Source organism: Psychromicrobium lacuslunae, assembly GCF_000950575.1.
Classification (GTDB): domain Bacteria; phylum Actinomycetota; class Actinomycetes; order Actinomycetales; family Micrococcaceae; genus Renibacterium; species Renibacterium lacuslunae.
Window position 1 is genome coordinate 1 of record NZ_CP011005.1, and the last position, 15,124, is coordinate 15,124.

Consider the following 15,124-nt stretch of genomic DNA (forward strand, 5'->3'; position numbering starts at 1 on the left):
GGTAGTACCCGAGCGAAGGCACTGCGGCGAATATCTATGGTTGGGGACGGACCGCTGTTGGCGCGCCGGCCTCGTCGAAGCTGAAGACCGCGAAGGTCAGCATTGTGGGCACCGATGACCAGGGCTGGTCCGGCCCGTCAATCGTGGAAAAGACTGTTGACGGACAGGCCTATAAGGGCGACTCCGGTGGCCCCCTGGTGGCTAACGGCAAGGTTGTCGGCGTCTGCTCCGGAACAATGACTACAATGCGCCCGACGAAGTGGAATACGCTCGGTACCGGCCTCGGCGACTGGATCACCAGTGTCTCGGGTGTCTCGGTGAGCTAAGCGGCCGCAAAGCGGTTAGCAGCAGCTAAAGGTAGCTAAAATCGGTGAGATCTCGGCCTTTCCAGCGGGATCTCACCGATTTTGGTCTTCTCGCTGGCCTCTCAATCCCGCAATGGGGAGCCGATCACCTCGAATCGTTCCCACTCATCTCGCCGGAGAGCAGGGGCATCGCCTTGATCGTGACCTGAACAGAGGGCAACTGTGAGGAAGCCTGATGAGCTTCCTTCGATTCCCAGAGTTCAGAGACGAATACCTGGTCCGGGAAGTCCGGATTGATTCCCACCTCATACAACAGGCAACCCGGCAGCGGATCACCAGTGTCGGAGCGAACCAGGATTGCTACCACTTCATCGCGTCGCCCGGGTTGAGTGCCTAACTTGCCAAAGTATGCGAAGGTCATGCTCCGAGCGTAAGACCGAGGAAAGACAAAATGCCGATGCTGACTCCGCGCTGAGCGTGAGCTAAACTGGCCAAGTCGCAACTGGCGTAAGGTGGTTCACCACCGGGGAGCGGCCGAGTCAACAGCGACTCATACGCAGACCATGGATCGAACGCCTGGGACCGAGGTCATATCTGCCGGTACAGTCACTAATAAGTACTGGTAGCTACGACCCATAGAACCTTCTTCCGCTCAGGAGTCACCATGTCGAACGATCCCTCGAATACTTCTTTGGCCGAGCTAGACCCGGAAATCGCCCAAGTCCTGCAAGACGAACTGGGGCGACAACGCAACACCCTGGAAATGATCGCTTCCGAAAACTTCGCCCCCGCGCGGTGCTGGAAGCTCAAGGTTCGGTGCTGACCAATAAATACGCCGAAGGCTACCCCGGACGGCGCTACTATGGCGGTTGCGAATACGTTGATATCGCCGAAAACCTGGCCATTGATCGGGTCAAGACGCTCTTTGGCGCCGAATACGCCAATGTGCAACCGCACTCAGGTGCACAGGCGAACGCTGCGGCGCTTGCCGCGATGATCAACCCGGGCGATAAGATCCTCGGCCTCTCGTTGGCGCACGGCGGCCACCTAACCCACGGCATGAAGTTGAATTTCTCCGGCAAGCTCTACGAGGTAGCTGCTTACCAAGTTGAGGAAGATACCTTCCGGATCGATATGGATAAGCTGCGGGAGCAGGCTAAGGCGGAAAAGCCGCAGGTCATTATCGCCGGCTGGTCTGCTTACCCTCGACACCTTGACTTTGCCGCCTTCCGCTCCATCGCCGACGAGGTCGGAGCCTTGCTCTGGACCGATATGGCGCACTTCGCTGGATTGGTCGCGGCCGGTTTGCACCCCTCGCCGGTGCCACATTCCGACGTCGTCACTTCCACCGTGCACAAAACGCTGGCTGGTCCGCGCTCGGAGTGATCCTGGCTAAGCAGGAGTGGGCTAAGAAGCTCAACTCGGCGGTTTTCCCGGGCCAACAAGGCGGCCCGCTGATGCATGTGATCGCAGCGAAAGCGGTAGCCTTCAAGGTCGCTGGCTCGGACGAGTTCAAGGAACGTCAGGAGCGGGTGCTGGAAGGTGCCCGGATTTTGGCCGATCGGCTCAATCAGCCCGACGTCGCTGCAGCCGGTGTCTCGGTGCTCACCGGCGGTACTGACGTCCATCTGGTGCTGGTCGATCTGCGAAACTCGGACCTCGACGGCCAACAAGCCGAGGACCTGCTGCATAGCGTTGGGATTACGGTCAACCGAAACGCGGTGCCTTTCGATCCGCGGCCACCGATGGTCACCTCGGGGTTGCGGATCGGCACCCCAGCGCTGGCCACCAGAGGGTTCGGCGCGGCCGAATTCACCGAGGTGGCCGAGATCATCGCCACCGCGCTGAAGGCAGGGGCCGCTGTCGACGCGGAGGCGCTTAAAGCCCGGGTGCATAAGCTTGCCGAAGATTTCCCGCTCTACCCAGGAATTGAGGGCTAGCATGACGGCGCAAATTTTAGACGGCGAAAAGGCCGCCACAGAGGTCAAATCTGAGCTGGTAGAACGTATCGCGGCGCTGAAGCGGCGCGGCATCACGCCTGGACTGGCAACCGTTCTAGTTGGCGAAGATCCGCCCAGCCACGCTTATGTTCGGATGAAGCACCGCGACGCCGCTGCCCTCGGCCTGGCTTCAGTCGAGCGGCAGCTACCAGCAGAAACCAGCCAGGAAGAACTGGACGCGGTGATTGACGAGCTCAATGCCAATCCAGAGGTGCACGGCATTTTGGTGCAGATTCCGTTGCCCAAGCATTTGGATGAGCAGGCCGTGCTGGAGCGGATCGACCCGGCCAAGGACGCCGATGGGCTGCATCCGGTGAATCTGGGCCGCCTGGTACTGAACGTCAATGGCCCGATTGACACCCCGCTGCCGTGCACCCCGGTCGGCGCCATCGAGTTGATGCTGCGCAACGATATCGACCTAAAGGGTAAGCACGTCGTGGTGCTGGGCCGTGGCATCACCGTCGGCCGGGCGCTCGGGCTGTTGCTGACTCGTCGGGCTATCAACGCTACCGTCACCTTGACCCACACCGGAACCGTTGACCTGCCGAGCCACTTGCGTCAAGCCGATGTGGTGATCTCCGCGGTTGGAGTGCCGCATTTGGTGAAAGCCGCTGACCTGAAACCCGGGGCCGTGGTGCTCGATGTCGGCGTCTCCCGCGAAATCAACGAGGAGACAGGTAAGCCGAAGCTGCTCGGCGATATTGACCCGGCCGCCGCCGAGGTTGCTTCGTGGATCTCGCCAAACCCCGGTGGGGTAGGCCCGATGACGCGGGCGATGCTGATGAGCAATGTAGTGGCCGCCGCTGAGCGGCAAAACCCTCCGCGCTGATAACAGTCAAGAAATCTGCTACCGGGTACTCCCCTCGGAGTATCCGGTAGCAGGAGCATTGCTGCTGACGGAGGCTGACGGCGGTGGCTTGCCGGGACTAGGCTCGAAAGGTGAGAACCAGGCGGCCCTATTTGCGCACAGCGGCAATTGTCGTGGTGCTGTTGCTCCTCGGCCTGGTAGGCACTAGGTTCGCCAGCAGATTCCAGGTCACCAGTACACCGCTCGACACCTGGGCCTATATCTGTCTCATTGCCGGCCCGCTGACGCTATTTTTGCGCCACCGCTTTCCGGCGGTGATGGTGGTGCTCTCAATGGGTTTCAGCGGCTGGTACTTATTCGCCGGCTATCCGGCCGGTCCACAACCACTTTCTTTTGCCGTCGCGATTATTTTTGCGCTGATTGCCGGGCAGCAGGTAGTCACTTGGCTATGTATTGGGCTCAGCGTGCTCGGCGTGGTGCTTTACAACGCCCTGATGGGCGGCGATACCTGGCCGATCAAAACAGCAGCGCTGAGTGCCTGGCTGCTCATCCTCGGACTGGTGGGGACCGGTATCAAGGCCAGAATTGAGCGAACTACCCTGCTTCGCCACCGGCGCCAAGAGCAGGCCGAGGCCGCCCGAAGCGCAGAACGGCTGGCTCTGGCCAGGGATATTCACGATGTGGTGGCGCACTCACTCTCCAGCATCAATGTGCGGGCATCGGTGGCGCTGCACCTAGCCGAAAAGGACCCGGCTCAGATGCAAGCTGCTCTGCAAGCAATCAAGAGCAGTAGCAAGGAGGCGCTGACCGAGGTGCGCGAGCTGCTCGGGGTGCTCCGGCAGGATACCCCGCTGAGCCCGGTGAGTCCGCTTTCGCGGCTACCCAAATTGATCGAAGAGGCGCAGGCCAGCGGCTTGCGAGTTGAGCAGCACCTTAACCTGGCGCATCCGTTGGCCGCCGAACAGGAGGCAGTGGTTTATCGGCTGGTTCAGGAGGCCTTGACTAATGTCGTTCGGCACGCCGCGGCCAGCCGCGCGCGCATCACGGTGAGCAGCGCGGAAGCTGAACTCAGCGTGCAGATTGACGACGACGGCATCGGCCTAGTCGACAGCATTCCGGGTAATGGGATAGCAGGAATGCGCGAAAGGGTGGCGTCGCTGGCGGGGGAGCTGGAATTCGTCGAGAGGCACCCCGGGCTTTCGGTGCGTGCTCGGATTCCGCTTCAGAGCGCCCGATGAGCCAAGAGGAAGCTAATGATTGAGATTCTGCTGGCCGACGATCAGAAGTTGATTCGTGCTGGCTTTGGTGCGCTAATCAACGCCGAGAACGATATGCGCGTGATTGCGGAGTGCGGGACCGGTGCGGAAGCGCTCCGGCTGGCCAAAGTACACCGACCCGAGATTATTTTGATGGATATTCGGATGCCTGACGGTGACGGGCTGACGGCGACCGCGAAGATCACCGCAGAGCCAGCGCTCGCGCAGAGCAAGGTGATCATCCTGACCACTTTTGAACTCGACGAATATATCTCCGAGGCGGTGCGCGCCGGGGCAGCCGGATTCCTGGTGAAAGACACCGAGCCAACCGAACTGCTCCGCGCTATCCGGGTGGTTGCCGAGGGCGATGCCCTGCTCTCGCCCTCGGTGACGAAAAAGATGCTGGCACAATTTGCGCTGCAGGCACACCCACTGCGCGAACCCCAAGGTTTCAGCGACCTGACCGAGCGAGAGCTGGAAGTGCTCGCTGCAGTGGCCGAGGGACTGAACAATGCCGAGATCGCCGAACGCCTCTTCATTGCCCCGCTCACCGCGAAGACTCATGTCTCGCGGATCATGACAAAGCTCTCCGCTCGCGATCGCGCTCAGTTGGTGGTGCTCGGCTACGAATCAGGCTTGGTGAAACCGGGGCGAGCCGAGGGGTAGTTGTTTGAGCCTCGCGAGCCGACTGCTGCGATACCTCCGCCGGAGTATCCAGTCAGGTTAAGGTGACTCCGCTTAATTTTGCTCGAAAATGACGAGCTCCAGCGATCTAGATCGATCCACGTTGTTGAGGAACATTTGTATGTCGGTGCGAGTCAAAGAATCACGTGACGCTTCATCCTGCGACATGAAGCAAATTTGCCCAGAATGTGGCATTCTGCGCAAGAATGTAGCATATGGCCGGAATAACACTGAACGGTAGAGAAGTTGCGCCGATAATGCCCGAGGCTGGGCAGGTCGTCGAGGTCCGCGGTTCAACTTGGGCAGTGTCCAACGTCCAGGTCCAGGGTCTCCCGCGCAGTCCCGCTGACGAATCGGTCGCACAGCTCAGCCATGTTGTCGACCTTCAGTCGCTCGATGAGGGTAGCCTCGGTGCTCAACTCAGCGTGGTGTGGGAACTTGAAGTCGGACAGACTGTCACCCCAGCGCAGGGGCTCCCCGATTTGATTCACGCGGATAGCTTCGACGAGCCGGAGACATTGGCCGGGTTCATCGACGCAATGCGGTGGGGCGCGGTAACGAGTGCCGATCCTAATCGTTATCAAGCCCCGTTCTGGTCGGGTGTGAACGTCGAGGCGTACCAGCTGGAGCCGCTCCGCCGGGCTCTCGGTGCGCCACGTGCCAATCTGTTACTTGCTGATGATGTCGGCCTAGGTAAGACGATCGAGGCCGGGCTGGTCATTCAGGAGTTGTTACTTCGTCATCGCGCCAGGACCGCCGTAGTCGTCTGCCCACCGAGCCTGTCGCTGAAGTGGCGGGACGAGATGCGGGAGAAGTTCGGCCTGGAGTTCACCATAGTGAACTCCGAGCTGATGGCTGAGGTCCGCCGCACGCACGGACTCCAGGCAAATCCCTTCCAGATCTTCCCCCGCGTGATCGTCAGTATGGCGTGGTTACCGCAGATGCGTGCCCAGCGTCTGCTGCGTGACGTATATTCACAGGCGAGTAACCCAAAAACGGGTAGCCGGTATGCTTTTGACATCCTGGTAGTCGACGAAGCACATCACGTTGCACCGTCTAGCCCGTCGACCCTGGCGGGCGGTCGTGGCTATGCTGTTGATACGCAGCGAACCATCGCGGTGCGTCAGCTTGCTGAGAAGTGTGAGCATCGGCTCTTCCTGAGCGCGACTCCGCACAACGGGCACCCCGAATCGTTCACCGCGTTGCTGGAGATGATCGACCCGCGGCGCTTCGCTCGAGGCGCGCAGCTCGACTCCACTGCGTTGAAGGACGTGACCGTCCGTCGCCTGAAGACAGACTTGACGAACAAGGGCTTCAAGCGACGCAAGGTGAACACGATCTTGTTCGATCCGTCGAGCGACGAACAGCAGATGTTTGGCCTGCTTGACGCAATCGTCACCAAAAGCGCGAAGCTCAACGGTACGAAGCCCTCAGGTGACATCGTCACGCTGTTGCTGAAGAAGCGCTTCCTGTCCAGCCCGTACGCGTTCGGTGTGACGTTGCGCAACTACTTGTCGTCCAAGGCGGGACGCGGCCTATCAGATGACGAATACGACGACATCTTCGGCGAGGGCCAAGCAGACGAAGAAGAGGGCCTTTGGGAGCAAGTGGAGTCAGAGCGGCTGCGTGAGTCGAAGAGCTCCGACCCCCTCGTCGGTGCCGACCCTGGTCAGCTGGAAAAGCTGGCGAGCTGGGGCCTCGAATACGAGGGCCGCGCCGACTCTCGGGTTGAAAAGCTCATTGGCTTTCTTGATGCGATATGTCGCCCCGACCGTAAGAACTGGTTGAATGAGCGTGTCGTAGTCTTCACCGAGTACGCGGACACCGTCGAATGGCTCGCTCGTGTGCTGAGGCAGAAGGGCTATACCGATGATCGTCTTGCGGTAATCCAGGGCTCTACCACGCCAGAGGATCGCGAATTCATCCGATCGCAATTTACTGCTGACCCATCGAAGGAGCCGGTGCGAGTTCTGCTCGCCACCGATGCGGCGGGCGAGGGCATTGACCTTCAGACCTACTGTCACCGCTTAGTGAACTTCGACATTCCGTTCAACCCGTCGCGTCTGGAGCAACGCATTGGTCGGATCGACCGGTACGGGCAGACCGAGGAGCCTCAGGTCTATCATTTCGTACCCGATCGTGACTCCTCTACCTATGGCTCAGATTTGCGGTTCATGGAGATCATCGCCCGCAAGATTTCCCAGGTGGAATATGACCTCGGATCGGCCAATCAAGTGGTGGGGGAGGAAATCCAAAGGCACTTCGGCAAGAGCGCCAGTGCCACGCGTAAGTCGGCGGGAGTCGACACCAATGCGGTGATCAACCAGGCGCTCGCAGGTGGCATTGAACTCAACGCCCGACTTACGCAGTTGGAGCAGGGGTACGACGCCTCCCGGGCTGAATTGCATCTCGAAGCGGCAAACTTGCGTCGTGTCGTCGATACTGCGCTACGTATTAACCACCAGTCTCCGCTTGCGCCAAACTACGATTTTGCGCAGGATACCGAAGCCGAAGTGTTTGAGGTTCCGACTTTGACCGCAGGTTGGCGGGACACGCTGCGTGGCCTCGACACCCGCCTGAACCCGGGTGAGTTACGTCCAATCACGTTCGATCCGGATGCGGCAGATGGGCGTGCTGATCTCGTCTATGTGCACCTCGGGCACCCGATCGTGCAAAAGGCGCAGCGGCTGCTGCGCCGATCGTTGTGGAGCGTGGACTCGACGCTACGACGGGTGAGCGCCGTCGTAGTGGAAGATCTCGAAGAGTCGTTTGTTGCTGCTGTCACCCGGATGGTCCTCGTCGGTCGTGGCGGTGTCCGCCTGCACGAGGAAGTGTTTCTTGTCGGAGTGCGCCTGCGTGGCCGCCGAGCGATGGCGGAGGAACGCGCCGAGGAAGCGCTCGACATTGCCCTCGATGGTGAGAAACTCGTTCTCGCTGATGTGCGGGTGCGCGATCAGCTCGCCAATATCTGGAACGTCCCCGATGCCCCGCTTCGCCAGAGCCTCGAAACTGCGATGCGCGATCGGGCAGGGCGCAAGCAGACTCAAGTGACAGACCAGCTCCATCGTCGCGAGGCCGCCGATGTTCAGCGAGCACAAGAGATCTTCGCTGCGTTCCGCACGAACCTCCGTGATTCCCTAACCAGCCTCCGTGCTCAGGAAGCCGAAGCTCAGGGACAGCTCTTCACTGACCCAGATCAGGAACGCCAGCAGCGGCGTGACCGCGAGGCCATGCAACGCCGACTCGATGAACTCGACGATGAAGAAGCACGCGAGATCTCCGCCATCAAAGATAGGTACGCCGACGTGAAACCCCACACAACCGCCGCTGCCGTGGTCTTTGCACTCACCCGTTCCGACGCAGATGGGTGGCGCGACTGATGGCGCGCCGACCTGCCCGCAATCGCCCAGCACGGAGCGCCGCCGAGTTGCACCGTGCCTGGCTCGAACTCGTCGATACTGAGGGGCCGTTTCTGGCCATCCCGCCGCTCAAACGCGTCTGGCCGGAGGGCATGCCTCGGCTTGCTGACGCTCGTAAGGCCATCCTCGCCGATGCGCGCAAAGACTTTGAGCCTGCCTGGGAGCACTATGACCGAGGTTCTGACTCTGAATCCGTCCTTGACAGCTACCGAACGGCACGTGATAAGTGGGTAGAGACCGTTCTGCGGGACGTCGCAGGCTGGGCCGAATCACTTAGCTGGGGAGAGGTCTCTGGAGTCGCAGCCCAGTCGCCGAATCGAGCGGTCACAGTCCAAGCACAGGCCACCGTCAGCCGAGACGATGAGATCGGCGCGATCGTGCATGTCATCGACCCGGTCGACTCACTGCGCGAGGTGCCGGGTGACCTGTGGGCCGCTACTCCTGTCGACCGCGTCGAGGCGATGCTGCGCGAGAGTAAGGTACCGATCGGCATCGTCACGGACGGTCGTTGGTGGGGGGTAGTACACGCACGTGACGGAGTGATGGCCGCCTCCGGCATCGTCGATGCCCTCACTTGGACTGAAGAACATCGCACTCGTGATGCCTTTCTCGCCCTGATTGGGAGGCAATACCTGATCGGAGGCGACCCAGCCGAGCGCCTTCCGGTGTTATTCGAGGACTCGGTCGCCGCCGCCGAAGAGATTACTGAGGCGCTGGGTGCCCAGGTGCGCCGCGCGGTCGAGCTGCTCATCCAATCATTCTCCGAGTCCGCTGCCGAGGCGAAGCGCCGAAGCCTAGCCGTCCCGCTCCCGACTCGTTCGCATGACAGTTACGAGGCCGCAGTCACCGTGATGATGCGCGCCGTGTTCCTGCTATTTGCCGAAGAGCGTGGACTGATGCCGCAGGGCGGACTGTTCGACCAGGGATACGGGATCGCCGGCGAACTCGATCAGCTGACCGCCCGCGAGTCTGCGGAGAGCGAAGAAGCCCTCGACGCTACCTCGCTTAGCTGGCACCGCCTGCTGGCAACCAGCAATGCGTTGTACCGGGGTGCGACATTCGAGAATCTTCGGATTCCCGCCTATGGTGGCTCTCTCTTCGATCCGGCACGGTTTCCATTCCTCACGGCCACGAACGAACTAGGCGTCCTTGGTTTGACCGTCTCTGATCGGGTCATGTTGCATGTGCTCCGCGCCGTGCAAGTCGCTGAGATCAAAGGCGAGGCGCGCCGCATCTCGTTCCGTGACATCGACGTCGAACAAATCGGCTACATGTACGAGGGGCTTCTCGGTTACACCGCGACGGTCGCGCCCGAGATGGTCCTCGGCATTACCGGTACCCGCGGTGATGAGCCTGAGATTCCGCTCGCTAAGCTGGAGGAACTCGCTGCGACTCACAGTGACAGCAAGCAGTTGGCCAGGGCGATCCGTGCTTGGATCGAGACCGATCAGCCTTCAGCGAAGCCGTCCTCTGAGGCCGCTATAGCTAAGGCTGTCGGTGTAAACGTCGCGCCCAGCGTGGTGAGCGCCCTCGTCCAGGCCGTTGGCGGCGACCTCGAACTTGCTGAGCGTGTAAAGCCCTGGCTTGGTCTGGTGCGACTCGACCTGCGTAACCGACCCTTCGTCGTGCTCGAAGGTGCGTTGCTAGTCAAGGAAACTCCTTCCCGCAAGAACTCGGGGGCGCACTACACGCCGAAGTCGCTTGCCGAAGACGTGGTGAAGCACGCTCTCGAACCCCTCGTCTACGCACCCGGACCACATCAGACCGCGAACCGTGATGAGTGGAAACTCAAGTCGCCGGCCGACATCCTCAACCTCAAGGTCGCCGACATAGCTTGCGGTTCGGGTGCATTCCTGGTTGCTGCTGCGCGCTTCCTCGCAGACCGACTCGTCGAGGCATGGGTCACCGACAACCCGGCGTGGGGCGGCCGTAAGGACTTGCACACGCTCGCCATGCGTGAGGTCGTCGCTACCTGCCTGTACGGCGCAGATATCAATGAGATGGCGATCGAGATGTGCAAGCTCTCACTCTGGCTCGTTTCCCTCGACCGTGACCTGCCGTTTTCCTTTGTCGATGACAAGGTCTTTGTCGGCAATTCGCTCCTCGGGCTCACCGACATCAAGCAGCTACGCGCCATGCACATCGACCCGACCAAGGAAAGTCGGCAGCAGGGCATGCTCGATGTCTTCGAGGTCGACGTTGATTCGATCATCAAACGTGCTGTCGAGCTGCGGGAGAGCCTCGCCTCCCCGGTCGAGTCGGACGATAGCCCAGCGCGCTCGGCTGCGGCCAAGCGGCGACAGCTCGCGCAGCTTCACAATGTCACCGCGGATCTTCGCAAGCTTGCCGACGGAATTATCGCCACCGGGCTTTCGCTTGGCGGCAAACCCGGCCGTGCCCTCGATGCCGCCTATGAAGACCTGCGGGAGGCGGCTCGCAAGGCGTTTCCGGGTGCGCATGACGATGTAGCCGACTCGGCTTGGCTTGACTCGAAGATCAGCCTGGGGCTCACACCGACGGTCGACACAGACTACGTGCAGTGGCAGCCGCTTCATTGGATCATCGAGGCGGCCGACGTGATGGCGGATCACGGTGGTTTCGACGCGATCATCGGCAATCCGCCATTCCTTGGGGGGCAAAAGCTCACCGGTGCAATGGGAACCAATATGCGCGATTGGTTCGTGAATGTGCTTGCGGATGGTCGACGCGGCAGCGCGGACCTTGTCGCCTACTTCTTCTTGCGTGCGACCTCACTTTTGCAGGCAAAGGGGACGCTTGGGTTGATTGCGACGAATACGGTCGCTCAGGGTGATTCTCGTGAGGTTGGTTTGGATTCGATGGTGTCTGACGGGTTCACGATTACGAGGGCTGTTCAGTCGCGTTCGTGGCCGGCGTCAAGTGCGAATTTAGAGTATGCCGCAGTCTGGGGCACTCGCGAGGTTGTCGAGGAAGATGTTCCGCGTATTGCCGACGATATTGCGGTCAGACGGATCAGCACACTGCTCGAAGCACAAGGACGTACAGCGGGAAACCCGTTTCGGCTGGCAGAGAATGCGGGCATCGCTTTCCAAGGCTGCATCGTTTTGGGGATGGGTTTCGTACTGGAGCCGGAAGAGGCGCAAGAGTGGATTGCCTCTGATACCCGCAACGCTGAGGTACTGTTTCCATACCTCAACGGCGAGGATCTAAATCAGCGTCCCGACAGCTCGGCATCGAGGTGGGTCATCGACTTCAACGACCGAACCGAGGAACAGGCTGCTACCTACAAATTGCCTTACCACCGCTTGGTCGAACGGGTGAAGCCTGAAAGGCAGCGTCGGAAGTCGAACGGTGAATACGCTCTCCGAAAGCCTTTACCTGAGCGGTGGTGGCAGTACGGCGAAAAACGCCCAGCTATGCGTAAAGCGATCGCAGACTTGTCGGAGGTGTTGGTCATCGCTCTTGTCAGTAAGAGCGTCATGCCGCTAAGGGTGTCAACGAACCAGGTCTTCAGCCATCGGTTAGGCGTTTACGCCACGGATTCGTTTGCGGATCAGGCCGTCCTCTCGTCGTCGCTGCACTGGCTCTGGGCAATCACTTACAGTTCGACGCTCGAAACTCGGGTGAACTACTCACCGTCCGATGCGTTCCTAACGTTTCCTTTGCCCCAGCGGACAGAGCGTCTTGAGGCTGCCGGTCGTGCGTTGGAAAACGGACAGCGAGAGTTGATGGCGCGTCGTGGCATCGGCTTGACCGACGTCTACAACCTCGTTGCTGATCCTGCAGTCACGGGTGCGGAGGACGTGGGTCACCTTAGAAACCTCCACGTTGAAGTCGACGCGGCGGTACTCGAAGCATTTGGCTGGCGAGGCATAGAACTCGACCACAGCTTTTACACCGTGCGAAAAATGCAACGCTGGACAGTCGGTGCTTCCAACCGAGTTGAGCTGCTGGATTTACTTCTTGAAGAGAACCATCGACGCATGCAAAATCAACTGGCGCCCGCCAGCACGCTCAGCGGGACAGCCGATGCTGAAGCAATGCCACTTGGCTGATCAATCTTCTCGATCGCTCATCCAAACAATGTGGCTTCGGCGAACTCGTAAATAGATTCTATGTGTCCAGTCACTGGCGAAGACTCTGCTCTCGTACGATTCTCCTCGAGGAGTTTGTCGAGCAAATCAACGCGACTTGCGGCATCGAAACTCCACCGCAGAACTCGTCTGTAGGTGTGGAAACCATAGCGAGGGTGGATATCCCATCCATATGCCTCGATTAGCGCTTCGTCGATCTCAACGTGAAGATCGCGGACTCGGGATACATCTACGTCGCTGCCCGCTTCGGGCGTATTGACAAGGTTGTAGAGCTTGGTAAGCCCGAGACTTCGGCGAGCCATGATTTCGCGACGTTCCCTATCAAGCGCAGAGCCTGCTTGGAGCAATCGCTTGGTCATTTTGGGCCGTGGGAACGTGAGAAACACGTCAGATGGGGAGTAGCTCAGATCATTCTTCATCGCCCCCGAATACTTGCGAGCCCAGAAATAATGAAGGGATGATGACAACACCGCCATCAATCCACGGTTGTCCGATGCGAACACTACGATCTTGTGGCTCGGCACAATTCCTTTCGGAATGAACATGGGTTGTGCAGTATTGCTGACTTGAGCGAGGACCAAAACCTCCGACAAGTCTGAGATCGCTTTTCTCATCCCGGCCGCTCGTTCGGCGAACTGCCACCAGTAATCGCGTCGAGGCTTACGTCTGTTGTGCATCCGCTCGGGCCTCACGAGTTCGGACACTCGCTCGAACGGCCGTGGGTACTTGCGCGCCTGTTCCTCGGTTCGGTCGTTGAAGTCGATGACCCACCTCGATGCCGAGCTGTCGGGACGCTGATTTAGATCCTCGCCGTTGAGGTATGGAAACAGTACCTCAGCGTTGCGGGTATCAGCGGCAATCCACTCTTGCGCCTCTTCCGGCTCCAGTACGAAACCCATCCCCAGGACGTAACATCCAATGAAAGCCAAACCAGAGTTCTCGGCCAGTCGGGCAGGCATTCCATCGACTCGACCGGCTGGCTCGAGCAGTGTGCTGATCCGTCTGACCGCAATATCGTCGGCAATACGCGGAACATCTTCCTCGACAACCTCGCGAGTGCCCCAGACTGCGGCATACTCTAAATTCGCACTTGACGCCGGCCACGAACGCGACTGAACAGCCCTCGTAATCGTGAACCCGTCAGACACCATCGAATCCAAACCAACCTCACGAGAATCACCCTGAGCGACCGTATTCGTCGCAATCAACCCAAGCGTCCCCTTTGCCTGCAAAAGTGAGGTCGCACGCAAGCTAAAAAACCGCTGAACTATAACGATGAATCCTAAACAAGTACGTCAATGTGTCCTTTACGCCCGCCTCAGTGTTACCAAAGAAGAGTCAGTTTCCATCGCGCGGCAGCTTCAGTCTTGCCGCAGATACGCCGAGGCGAGGGGCTGGGAAGTTGTCGGTGAATTCATCGACGACGGTGTTTCTGCCACCGCAAACCGTCCCGAGGAACGTCGTGGTTGGAGGTCGCTAATTGAAGCGCGGGATTTCGATGCCGTCATCATTTGGAAAGTAGATCGCCTTGCCCGGCGGGTTCTTGACTTCCTCCACGCCGACGAGACGCTACAGCAACGAGGAGCTGGTCTTGTCGCTGTTGAGGATCCCATCGATATGACCAGCCCCCAAGGTCGTGCGTTCGCGGTGATGCTTGCGGTGTTCGGTGAGATGGAGGCTGAGGCGATCCGCGCTCGGGTCAGAGCAGCACGGGCTCAGATTCTCAAAGATGGTCGTTGGCCGGGAGGCGGAATCCCCTACGGATATAGGTCAATATCGAATGTAAGGGGCCCGGGTAGGGTTCTTGTGCAGGAGGAAGAACGGATCGAATGGCTCAAGGAGATCGTCGCTAGGGCCGCTCGCGGTCAGACAGTAAACGCAATCGCCAGATGGCTCACTGAGACAGGAGCACCGCTCCCAATACGTCGGATTGAACGGACCTCCGGCAGCACAAACTGGAACCGACAGACAGTGGACGGTCTATTGCGCAACCCCGTGATAGCCGGAATGACACCACGAAACCCTGGACGCGCAAAGAGCGCAAAACGTGCCGACCCCTTTGCAGTTCTTCGGGACGAGAACGGCGATCCGGTCATCAATGAGAGTCTTGCTATCGTCGGCGTCGAAGAGTTCACGGAGCTGCAACGACTCCTCGACGCTCGTGCTGTGCCGCAGGCTCGAAAGCTGGGCGAACGGCAGGCGACAAGCCCCTTCCTGTCTCGCGTGGCCCGGTGCCACGAGTGCTCGGTATACCTCTGCCGCGGAACAAATCAGAAACGCCCAATGCTCTACTGCCCGAAATGCCGCCAGACGATTGGGCGCACCGCGCTCGACGCCTATCTCATTGATCGACTTCTTGCGGAACGTACCGAAGAGAAAGTAGGCGAACTTACCGTCGCGGAAGCCTGGTTGCGTGCCGGTCATGACGATAAGGCGCGCCGGGCAGTGCTGCTCTCCCAGCTTGGCGCGCTCGTTATTCGTCGTGGCATTGTCGGACGCTACTTTGACGAGGAGCGAGTGCTGCTGACCTGGTCACCGTCAGAGCGCTTTTGACGTACCCTAACCGTCAATCAAGGTGT

The 15,124-nt window shown here is 59.8% G+C and carries 8 protein-coding genes, 2 pseudogenes and 1 riboswitch; of the genes and pseudogenes, 8 read left to right on the forward strand and 2 right to left on the reverse strand.

Annotated elements, in window-relative coordinates; translation table 11 throughout:
* Positions 1 to 23: 23 nt before the first annotated feature.
* Positions 24 to 326, forward strand: a pseudogene (locus tag UM93_RS00005) (trypsin-like serine protease); the annotation flags it as partial.
* Between the two features lie 124 nt (positions 327 to 450).
* On the opposite strand, the gene UM93_RS00010 reads toward UM93_RS00005, so the two are convergent.
* A complete protein-coding gene (locus UM93_RS00010; RefSeq protein ID WP_324606738.1) occupies positions 451 to 726 on the reverse strand; it encodes a putative quinol monooxygenase in 276 nt (91 codons plus the stop codon).
* A gap of 67 nt (positions 727 to 793) precedes the next feature.
* Positions 794 to 894: riboswitch (ZMP/ZTP riboswitch) on the forward strand.
* Between the two features lie 75 nt (positions 895 to 969).
* Between UM93_RS00010 and glyA the strand changes: the two are divergent.
* The 6 genes and pseudogenes from glyA to UM93_RS00040 all read left to right on the forward strand — a co-directional run bounded on the left by glyA (position 970) and on the right by UM93_RS00040 (position 12,506).
* Positions 970 to 2,245 (forward strand): annotated as a pseudogene (glyA, locus tag UM93_RS00015) (serine hydroxymethyltransferase).
* A gap of 1 nt (position 2,246) precedes the next feature.
* Entirely contained in the window at positions 2,247 to 3,134 is an 888-nt protein-coding gene (locus tag UM93_RS00020; protein WP_045072887.1) for a bifunctional methylenetetrahydrofolate dehydrogenase/methenyltetrahydrofolate cyclohydrolase, read from the forward strand.
* A gap of 110 nt (positions 3,135 to 3,244) precedes the next feature.
* Positions 3,245 to 4,351, forward strand: a complete 1,107-nt coding sequence (locus UM93_RS00025; protein ID WP_045072889.1) for a sensor histidine kinase — start codon at positions 3,245 to 3,247, stop codon at positions 4,349 to 4,351.
* Between the two features lie 15 nt (positions 4,352 to 4,366).
* Positions 4,367 to 5,035, forward strand: coding sequence for a response regulator transcription factor (locus tag UM93_RS00030; protein ID WP_045072890.1), 669 nt, complete (start codon positions 4,367 to 4,369; stop codon positions 5,033 to 5,035).
* Between the two features lie 233 nt (positions 5,036 to 5,268).
* A complete protein-coding gene (gene drmD, locus UM93_RS00035) occupies positions 5,269 to 8,433 on the forward strand; it encodes a DISARM system SNF2-like helicase DrmD (protein WP_045072892.1) in 3,165 nt (1,054 codons plus the stop codon).
* Positions 8,433 to 12,506, forward strand: a complete 4,074-nt coding sequence (locus UM93_RS00040) for a DNA methyltransferase (protein WP_045072894.1) — start codon at positions 8,433 to 8,435, stop codon at positions 12,504 to 12,506. Before drmD ends, UM93_RS00040 begins: the two co-directional genes overlap by 1 nt.
* 17 nt (positions 12,507 to 12,523) lie before the next feature.
* Here the strand turns inward: UM93_RS00040 and UM93_RS00045 are convergent, their stop codons facing one another.
* Positions 12,524 to 13,795, reverse strand: a complete 1,272-nt coding sequence (locus UM93_RS00045) for a type IIL restriction-modification enzyme MmeI (protein ID WP_045072895.1) — start codon at positions 13,793 to 13,795, stop codon at positions 12,524 to 12,526.
* 25 nt (positions 13,796 to 13,820) lie between these two features.
* Between UM93_RS00045 and UM93_RS00050 the strand changes: the two genes are divergently transcribed.
* Positions 13,821 to 15,098, forward strand: coding sequence for a recombinase family protein (locus UM93_RS00050; protein WP_045072897.1), 1,278 nt, complete (start codon positions 13,821 to 13,823; stop codon positions 15,096 to 15,098).
* Positions 15,099 to 15,124 lie beyond the last annotated feature (26 nt).

What these genes read in the sequence shown, in the direction of transcription:
- drmD (WP_045072892.1), top strand. Translation starts at nt 5,269, where the DNA reads ATGGCCGGAATAACACTGAACGGTAGAGAAGTTGCGCCGATAATGCCC.
- UM93_RS00040 (WP_045072894.1), top strand. Translation starts at nt 8,433, where the DNA reads ATGGCGCGCCGACCTGCCCGCAATCGCCCAGCACGGAGCGCCGCCGAG.
- UM93_RS00030 (WP_045072890.1), top strand. Translation starts at nt 4,367, where the DNA reads ATGATTGAGATTCTGCTGGCCGACGATCAGAAGTTGATTCGTGCTGGC.
- UM93_RS00020 (WP_045072887.1), top strand. Translation starts at nt 2,247, where the DNA reads ATGACGGCGCAAATTTTAGACGGCGAAAAGGCCGCCACAGAGGTCAAA.
- UM93_RS00050 (WP_045072897.1), top strand. Translation starts at nt 13,821, where the DNA reads ATGAATCCTAAACAAGTACGTCAATGTGTCCTTTACGCCCGCCTCAGT.
- UM93_RS00010 (WP_324606738.1), bottom strand. Translation starts at nt 726, where the DNA reads ATGACCTTCGCATACTTTGGCAAGTTAGGCACTCAACCCGGGCGACGC.